Here is a 5,929-nt window from a genome sequence, read left to right on the forward strand (position 1 = left end):
GTTGTAATCCAGAACATAGGTCCCCGGAGGCGTCCCCGCCGCAACACCCAGATCACCCGTCGCCACGTTCAGGCTCACCTCAGGAGACCCGCCACCCAACGTCAGGACAACATTCCCCCCAAAACCAGGCACCGCCGCCAAACCGTCAAGCGTGTCACCGCTGCCGATCACGCTGCCGGCGGTCTGCGCCGCGGTCGAGGCATAGAGCGGACGATCGGCTTCGGACGCTGCCGTGATCGGGCGCCGCGCGATGCGGACGGTTTCCGTGGCCGTGGCGCAATTGTCGAGATTGGCGGGGTCGCAGATGCGGTAGGTGAGGGTGAAGTCACCGAGCGGCATGTTCGGCGCGACCTCGATCTCGCCCGTCTCGGTGTCGAGGGTGAGGCGGGGATCGCCGCTGACCGTCGTCAGTATCACGTTGCCGCCAAAGCCCGGCACTGCCTGCGCGCTGTCGATCAGGTCGGACGCGCCGATGATGCTGGGAGCGGTCACGGCGGAGTTCGACTGGTACACGATCTGCACCGGCTCGGGAGCGGCAGCAATGGGGCGGTCGGCCACGATGACCGTTTCGATGGCCGTCGCGCAATTGTCCGAATTGGTGCTGTCGCACAGCCGGTATTCGATCGTGTAGGTGCCCGCGGCCGTGCCTGCCGCGACCGTGATGCGCGATGTGACCGGGTCGATGGACAGTTCGGGATCGGTATTCGCGCCAGGCACGATCGACAGGGTGGCGTTGCCGGATGCGCCGAGCGTGGCGGCCGATCCGTCGACGCGGTCCTGGGCGGAGGACAGGGCCGGGCCTGCGTCGATCGCCCCGTCGGAGCCCACGACAGTGCGGTCCGCTTCCGGGCCCGCGACGATTGCCAGCGAGGTCACGGTGATCTCTTCGGTTGCGGTGGCGCAGTTGCTTCGGTTGGTTTCTTCGCAGATGCGATAGGTCACCAGGTAGGTGCCATCCGGGGTGCCGGCGGCGACGACCATGTCGCCGGTGTCGAGGTCGACGGCGATGTTGCCGGAGGGCGAACCGCCCTCGGTGATCGAGACGACGGAGAGATCGACGCTGCCGGTCGCGCCCGGCCCAACGGTGGCGGGCGCGCCGTCGAGCGTGTCGCTTGCGCCGAGGAGGCTGCCGACGTTGACGGACTGGTCGGACCCGGTGGCGGCGCGTGCGGTTTCGGCACCGGCGGCGATGGGCACTATGGTGACCTCGACGAACTCGCTGGCCGTGTCGCAATTGTCGGCGTGGTCATCCTCGCAAATTTGATACGAAATTTCATAGATACCCTGCGGGGTGCTGCCGGCCACGGAGATCACGCCGGTATTGACGTTCACGGTGATGTCGGTCGATGCACCCGACGGTCCGGTGACGGAAAGGATCGACAGATCGACATTGCCGCCGGTGCCGGGTGCGACGGTGGCCTGGACGCCGTCCAGCAGGTCGGACGATCCCAGAACGTTACCCGGTTCCTTGGCGAAATCCGCCTGTTCGACCTGCAGGGGGCTGCCCGAGGCGTAGTCGGTCGTGGCCAGGATGGTGGCGACGACGACCTCGACCGACTCGGTCCGCGTCGGCGCACAGTTCGACGGATTGCCGGCCTGGCAGATCTGGTAGGTGACCGAATAGGTGCCCGCGCCGGTGCCGGGGGCAACGACGATCAGGCCGGTATCGGTGTTCACGGACAGGGCGGCGTCGATGGCGGTGATCGTCATGTCGACATTGCCCGCCGCACCGCTGCCGACGAAGGCCTGCTGCCCGGCGAAGGTGTCGTTCGGACCCAGTACCGAATCCACGACCTGCGAATTGTCGCTTTCGCGCACGGTGCGCGTGCCTTCGGAGGCCGACAGGATCGTCGGCGCGCTTTCGGCGACCAGCGTGTCGGAGGCGGTGCCGGAGGTGCCGAACTCGGTCGTCAGGCCGCTTGAGGTGTTGGTGTAGGTGCCGTCGGTCGGGACGGTCACGTCGACGCTGACATAGCAGCTGCCATTGCCGGCGATGAAGCCGCCCTGCAACTGGATGCCGGTATCACCGGGATCGACGCTGCCACCGCCAAGGTCCGCGACGGTACCGTCGCATGTACTGTAGACGTTGGCGGGCGAGGCCACGACCATGGCGCCGGGCGATGTCGGGAACGTGTCGGAGAAACCCGCGGCATCGATATTGGCCGCGCCCGCGTTGGGGTTCTGCAATGTGAACAGCAGGGTCGCCGTCTCACCCGGCAGCAGCGTATCGACCGAGAAGGACTTGGCGATCGTCGGAACCGAGGCCGTGCCGACGGTCAGCGCGGCGATGTTCGAGGGATCTCCGGGGTTAGCCATCTGGTCCGAGGAGATGCCGGTCGCCTGGTTGTCATGCGAGCCGGGGACGGTGGAGGTGACGTCGATCTGCACCGTGCAGCTTGCGCCTGGCGCGATCGACAGGTCGGAAACCGAGAAGACGCTGCCACCGGCGCTGGCGGAATAGGTCTGCGGGTTGCAGGTGCCGCCCACGTTGGGCGGGGCGGCGATGACCATGTTGGTCATCGTGTCCGAGAAGGTCGCGCCCGAGATGCCGGCGGGCAACAGGGACGCAGCGTTCGGGTTGCTCAGCGTGAAGGTGATCGTGCTGGTTTCGCCATTGCCGATCGACGCGGGGCCGAAGGCCTTGGCGATGGTCGGGGGCGCGATGACCGCCAGCGTGGCCGAGGCCGGGTCGGCATTGGTGCCGCTTTCCTCGGTGCTGAGGGAGCCTGCGGGGATGGTGTTCACGAAGGCACCGGGCGCGGCCGCGCTGACATCCGCGAAGATCGTGCAGGAGGTATCCGCGGGATAGCTGCCGCCCGACAGGATGATTTCCTGCGGCGAAGACGCCGTGTTCGCGCTCACCGTGGCGCCGGTGCAGGTGGTGGTCGGCGTGCCGGAAATGGCGAGTCCGGCAGGAAGCGTGTCGACCAGCATCGGGATACCGGTCGTGCCGGTGAAGTTGACCGACGAAGCGTTGATGACCGAGATCACCGCCTGCGATGTTTCGCCCGGACCGACGATCGCGGGCTGGAAGCCCTTGGAGACGTTGAATTCCCGTTCCACCGCGAGGGAGGCGGACACGGGCGCGGGGTTGGTCGTGCCCTGGTCGGATACCAGCGCCTGTGCGGGCAGGCTGTTCGTCACGGTGCCGCCGAAGAACGACGTGGTGTTGAATTCGAAATGGCAGGTGGAATCGGCTTCGACCCCGGCCCCGGCGAGGGTGATCTGCCCACCAGCGCCGCCCACGGTCGCGAAGGTGCCGCCGGTACAGCCACCGGCATTGGGCGTTCCGGAGGTGTTGGTGAAGGTCGGGGAGACGCTGTCGGCCAGCCGCAACTCGGTCCCGGCGAAGCTGTCGGTGATGCCAACGCCCGTCAGGTCGATGGCGTCGGACGCAGTGTTGGCGATGGTGATGCGCACGCGCGACGGCTGGCCGCCCGCGATGGTGGGCTGCAGGAATTCCTTGGTCAGGGTCAGGTCACCCTGTGTCCGCGTCAGCGTGGCGCTGCGGTTGCGGGTGGTGACCATCTGGTTGAACGCGCCGGGCTGGCCGTCATCGGTGGCGGTGGTATGGCCCGCGAACACCGTGTTGTTCGACGATCCGACTGAATTGGGCGCGATCACGGTCAGGACAAGCGTGCATTCAAGCGTTGTCCCGCCGACCGGGCCAAGGCTGCCGCCGGCAAGGTCGACACGCGAACGGTCGGGGGAAATCGTCACCGAACCGCCACAGCTGTTCTGGATGTTGGCGGGATCGGCGATGGTATGGCCCGAAGGCAGCTCGTCGTAGAACGTGATGTCGCTGGTCGTGGACCCCGCGCGCGAATTGCGCTGGAACCGCAGGGTCAGGCGGCTTTCGCCACCCGACACGACCGAGGCCGGATCGTAGGATTTGTAAAGCTCGATCGGGCGGCGCACGTAGATCGAATCCGCCGCATTATCGACCGGGTTCAGCCCGGTCTGGTCCACCGTGTCGAAGGTGATCTGCGATTGCGGCACGGTGTTCCAGATCGTGCGGCTGTTCTGCGCGTCCGACGCCATCGTCACCTCGACCACGACCTGGCAGGAGGCCCCGATCGGCAGGTACACGCCCGAGATCGAGATCAGGTCGCCGTTGGGCGTGGCACTGGCCGAGCCCTGGCAGGTGTTCGAAGTGACGCCGCCGGCACCGATCCGCAGCCCGGCATTGGCCGAGGTGTTGTTGACCAGGTGATCGGTCAGGCTGACATTCAGGAGGTTCTCGTCATAGGTGTTGGTCAGCGTGAAGGTCAGCGTCTGCGTGTCGCCCGGATAGATGTTGCCCATCTGGAACGCCTTGGTGACGCTGAGCGGGTCCTCGGGCCCGATGTAGTCGGTCACTTCGAGGTTCGCCGACGTCGCCGTGTGGCTGAACCCGTTGATGTCACCCGCCGCAATCACGTTCGTATAGGTGTTGTTGCCCGTGACCGACGGTTCAACGCGCGCGTCGATGTTGCAGGACTGGACCTGCAGGCCCGGAATGGGCGCGCCGCTGGCCGCGCCAAGGGAAGCCCCGGTCACCGTGACCTCGGCCCCGCCATTGATCGACGAGGTCCCGCCGCAGGTATTGCGGAAGACGTTGGTGGAGACGATCCCCGCGGGCATCGTGTCGGTCAGCGTGAAGCCGGGCAGGGGGGCCGCGTTGTAGTTCGTGATCTCGATCCCGAGGTCGGCGCCCGACGCGGTGTTGGTGTTCAGCTCGGCGTTCTTGACGCCGTCGAAGGTCTTGTCGACCTCGATCCCCGAAACGGTGCGGATGGGATCGTTGAAGGTCGGGTTGGTCGCGCCTTCGTTGGTAGTGATCGCGCCGCCGTTGATCTGGTGGGTCATCGTCGTGTCGTTGAAGGTGCGGGTCATGTCCCGCGCCGGTTCGACCTGGTAGATGATGGTGCACTGGCCGTTGGCGGGAATCGTCGCATCCGAGATCGTGATGACCGAGGTCGTGTCGAAATCGCTTGTGGCGGGCGTCGTGTCGCTGATCGTCCCGGTGCCGCCGCAGGTGCCCGAAACCGGGCCATTGGCGTTCAGGTTGAACCCCGAATCACCGTTCAGGTCGTGCACGAAGCTGACGCCCGTCAGCGGCACGTCGTTGGGGTTGGTGAGGGTGATGATCCGGTTCGCCGTCTCGCCGCCCTGAAGCGTGTTGCCGCCGATATCGAGCGACATGGAGGCCGAGATATTCTGGATCGTCGCCGCGAAGGTCGCGCTGCCGGGATTGGGGTTCGAGGTGGGCGCCCCGGCGACCGTGCCTGTCGCGTCGTTGGCGGGAACCTCGTTGATGTAGGTGCCGCTGGACGCGGCGTAGACGCTGACCTCGATATAGCAGGTGCCGGCGGTGTCGCCGACCTGCGCAGGGATCGTGCCGCCCGTCAGGGTGATCGTGCCCTCGGTCGCTCCGTTGCTGGTGCTGACCGATCCGCCGCAACTCGACACGGCCGAGGCGGGCGTGGCCACGAACATTCCGGCAGGCAGGGTGTCTGTCAGCGTCAGCCCGGTGACGGGAGAGGTGACACTGTTGAGGAAACTGATCCTCAATCGCGTCGTCTGCGTCGGTTGCAGCAGTGTCGGAGTGAATGTCGGCGTGACATCGAACGCCATGGCCCGGGGAACCCAGAACACGAGGCCAACCAGAACAAAGAACCAGACACGAAAGGCCATGAATCACCCGCATTAAGAACAGTCGTCCGGGGGTCAGTAGCGGGTGCTTTGCTAACAACCGGTAATCAGGCGAATGTGTGACGCATAAAATTTCACAAAATCCAGCGTTCGGGCCCGAAACGATGGGTGCGCCGAGGTTTCCGGTCTGTCGCGCCCCGGCTACCGGCCTGAAAAACGGAGGAAAACATCCGAATCGAACGGATCGTGTAAACACCATTCAGAAATGTCACTGGGTTTGCAAAGGAGAAGTGTC

The 5,929-nt window shown here is 65.7% G+C and carries 1 protein-coding gene; it reads right to left on the minus strand.

Annotation, left to right across the window (positions count from 1 at the left end):
- A partial coding sequence (locus ATO11_RS20835; protein WP_050532843.1) for a beta strand repeat-containing protein occupies positions 1-5,676 on the minus strand: 5,676 nt, incomplete at its 3' end.
- Between the last annotated feature and the right edge of the window lie 253 nt (positions 5,677-5,929).

The sequence above is a fragment of the Pseudaestuariivita atlantica genome (assembly GCF_001205715.1).
Classification (GTDB): Bacteria; Pseudomonadota; Alphaproteobacteria; order Rhodobacterales; family Rhodobacteraceae; genus Pseudaestuariivita; species Pseudaestuariivita atlantica.